The sequence below is a fragment of the Blastomonas sp. genome (assembly GCF_041747255.1).
Classification (GTDB): Bacteria; Pseudomonadota; Alphaproteobacteria; order Sphingomonadales; family Sphingomonadaceae; genus Blastomonas.
Window position 1 is genome coordinate 1 of record NZ_JBGTFM010000245.1, and the last position, 3,543, is coordinate 3,543.

3 protein-coding genes are annotated in these 3,543 nt (G+C 59.5%); 2 read left to right on the plus strand and 1 reads right to left on the minus strand.

Annotation, left to right across the window (positions count from 1 at the left end):
- Positions 1-966: ABC transporter ATP-binding protein (locus ACEW8G_RS08545; protein WP_373488003.1), on the plus strand; the 966-nt coding region annotated here is incomplete at its 5' end.
- 99 nt (positions 967-1,065) lie between these two features.
- Positions 1,066-1,491 carry a YidH family protein gene (locus ACEW8G_RS08550; protein ID WP_373488004.1) on the plus strand — a complete coding sequence of 142 codons (426 nt, stop codon included), beginning with the start codon at positions 1,066-1,068 and terminating at the stop codon, positions 1,489-1,491.
- 45 nt (positions 1,492-1,536) lie between these two features.
- On the opposite strand, the gene ACEW8G_RS08555 is transcribed toward ACEW8G_RS08550, so the two are convergent.
- Positions 1,537-3,543: putative bifunctional diguanylate cyclase/phosphodiesterase (locus tag ACEW8G_RS08555; protein WP_373488005.1), on the minus strand; the 2,007-nt coding region annotated here is incomplete at its 5' end.

Consider the following 3,543-nt stretch of genomic DNA (forward strand, 5'->3'; position numbering starts at 1 on the left):
GGGGCGGGTTTTGCGCTGCAGACCGGGCGGATATCCTGCCTGCTCGGCCCCTCGGGCTGCGGCAAGAGCACCATCCTGCGGCTAATCGCCGGGCTCGAGCCGGTCGACGAGGGGGCGATCCTGATCCGCGGCGAATCCGTCTCCGCTCCCGGTCACACGCTCGCGCCCGAGCAACGCGGTGTTGGGCTGGTGTTCCAGGACAACGCATTGTTCCCGCATCTCAACGTCGGTGACAATGTCGGTTTCGGGGTGCGCCACCTCAAGCCTGCCGCACGACAGGAACTGGTGCACAGCCTGCTCGCCCGTCTGCAGGTGGACCATCTGGTCAAGGCGTGGCCGCACACGCTGTCGGGCGGCGAGCAGCAGCGGGTCGCGATCGCACGCGCGCTGGCACGCGAACCGGTGCTGCTGCTGCTCGACGAACCTTTCTCCGGGCTCGATGGCCATTTGCGCAGCCAGATCCGGCGTTCGCTGATCGAGGATCTGCGCGATGTCGGCGCAACCGTGCTGGTGGTGACCCATGATCCCGAAGAAGCGATGATGATCGCCGACGACCTGATCCTCATGGCCAATGGCCAAATCCTGCAAACCGGCACTCCCGAAGAATGCCACAACAATCCCGTATCCCCGGTCGCCGCACATTTGCTCGGAGAGGCAATCCTGCTGCCAGTGGGAGTTTCGAACGGCATCGCCGAAACGCCCTTCGGTCGTGTCCAGGCACCCGGGTTGCCCGACGCTGCCGCCACCATGATGGTGCGCCCAAGTGACTTGCGGGTCGCCGACGAGGGCGCGCCTGCAAGCGTAATATCCTCGCGCCGATTTGGCAGCGAAACCGTGGCGACGGTGGCGTTTGACGCCACCGAGTTTACCATCCGCACGCATTCGGCGGGGGTATCGAAAGGCCGGAACATCCGGCTGACCGTCAATCTTGCAGCGGTTCGCATTCTCGCCATCGACACTGGCTGACAGTTTTTCGCGCATCGATTGCGCACTCTGGTCGCTACTTTGCGCACCCACGCGAGGCTACGCACTTGTCTTGCGCCCTCATGCGCTTACCCTGCCGCCATGGCACAGGACGATAAGCCCGAGAGCAAGAGCGATTCCGAGAAGAGCACGGAATGGGCCGAGTTTCGCACCGATCTGGCCGAGGATCGCACGATTCAGGCGACCGAACGCACCTTTGCAGGCTGGTTGCGCACCGCCTTTGCCGCAATTGGCGTCGGCATCGCCTTCCACGTGGTGTTCGGTGAGTTCCAGCCGCCCTGGTTGGCGCAAGCGATCGCATCGCTGTTCATCTTGTTGGGAATCACAGTTGCTTTCACCGCCGAGAAGCGCGCCTCCAATACCTTCGCCCGACTCTCCAGCCACGAGATCGATCGGCCGAATATTCCCAACATCCGCTGGATGAGCTGGTCGATCATCGCCGGGGCCGTGGCGTTGATCGCGGGCATTTGGATTCTCAACGACGGTTCGATCGGCCAGAACGGTTAGGGTGAACACTCTTGTGCTTTGTCCGGACAGCTGTCCGGTAAATCATTAGCCCGGAGACTGAATGAGAATGCTGCTCTTTTCACCATAACGGCTATCGGTAATCCTCGACGGCGTGCCTCGAGAAAATGAACCTACAAAGGATGATACGAGCGAGGCCGGCATCGCCTTGGCGTAGAGGTATCCCTGTCCGAAGGGACAGCCTAGCCGGGTCAGCAGGCTCTCCTGGGCCAAGGTTTCTATGCCCTCCGCCACCACACGGATGTTGAGGCTTCGTCCCAAGCAGATCACTGCTTCGACGATCGAGACGCTCTCATTGTCCTCGGGCAAACCTTTCACGAAGGAACGGTCGATCTTGATCGCACCGACCGGACATTGTCGCAAGTGCGATAAAGCCGCGTAACCGGTGCCAAAGTCGTCCAGTGCGACCTTGACCCCATGCTCGCTGAGCAATTTCAATGCGCGTTCGACGCATTCGGCACCGCGGCCTAGAAAAACCGTCTCGGTCACTTCGATCTGGATGCAGCTTGCCGGAATGTTTGCAAACGCCAGCTTGCTGAGCAATTGCTCGGCGAAATTATCTTGCCTGAAGTCAGACGAGACTGTGTTGATCGTGACGTATCCAAACTCGATTTTCTTGTCGAGCCAACGCCCTATGTCCCCCAAGACGCATCTGATCATGCGGTCGCTAATACGGGTGGCGAGATCGGCATCCTGGAACGCTGCTTCAATCGTGCCTGGCTGCTGCACGCGGCGGGCTTTGTAGCGCCAGCGCAGCAACGCCTCGAACCCGACCAGCCTGCCAGTCCGCAAATCGACGATCGGCTGATAGCACGGGAAAATAAGATCATCGTCCAGCGCCGCGCGCGCGAGCGTGAGCATCGTTTCGCGATGCTCTATCGCCAAGAGCATGGGAGAGCCAAAAAAGGTGACTTCGCCGCGATTGCTGTCCTTCGAAACATACATGGCGATATCGGCGCCTTTCATGAGCGCCGCCTTGGTTTCTCCGTGTTTCGGAAATGAACTCAGGCCTATACTGGCCTCGCAATCCAGTATGTGGCCATTGTGAAGCCAGGGCGCCTTCAAATTGTCGGCGATCCGCTGAGCACGGGCATGGGTATCTTTGCGGCACGTCAAATCACGAAAAATCACCACGAATTCGTCACCGCCGATTCTCGCGACAAAGTCATTCTTTCCGATCGAATCCGTCAAGCGCTCACCCAATTGGACCAGCAGGGCATCGCCCGTATCGTGGCCGAATTCATCATTGGTGTGCTTGAAGTTATCGATATCAAGAATGAGCAAACAGAAGGGTTTGCCGTCGGCAATCGCCCCCGCAATTGTTTCCTGAAACAGCAAGCGGGAAGCCAGGTTGGTCAGCGTGTCGTGGGTGGCAGTCCACCGCAAATCCGCCTCTGACTCCTTCTGATCCGTGATATTGCGCGCGATGACGGCAAGCTCCGTAACATCGCCGGCATCGTCTCGTATAGGCGTCACCACGGCATCCCACCAATGCACACTGCCATCGGCAGAATCCAACCGGAATATCAGGCTGTTGATGCTTCCGAATGCCGCGGTTTTTATCGCGAGCTCGGTCGCGATGCGTGTATCCAGCGGATACACTTTCCCCCAGACGTCTCCCACGGCCACGGCGCTATCGTTCATGCCCGTGTGATTTCGAAACGCTTCGTTCATGACGAGCACTGTGCCAGACGTGTCCAGCACGCCAATACAATCCTGACTGGCCTCGAGAACACCCTTGCTCAGGGTCTGGATGGTCTTGAGAGCGTGTCGCGTCTTGATGCGTTCGTCGATATCCGTGCAGGTTCCGATCCAGCCCAATACGTTCCCGCTGTCATCGCGCTGCGCCTCGCCAATGGCGCTGACCCACCGGTAGCCGCCGCCATAGTGACGCAGGCGGAAGCGCCCGTTGTAAGTCGCCAGGCGATGCATGCACTGGGCCCATTGGGCCGTGACCCGATCTCTGTCTTCGGGATGGACCAATGTGCTCCAATCTTCCGGCTTCACACGCGAAGTGCCGGTAAATTCAAACCA

What these genes read in the sequence shown, in the direction of transcription:
- ACEW8G_RS08550 (WP_373488004.1), top strand. Translation starts at nt 1,066, where the DNA reads ATGGCACAGGACGATAAGCCCGAGAGCAAGAGCGATTCCGAGAAGAGC.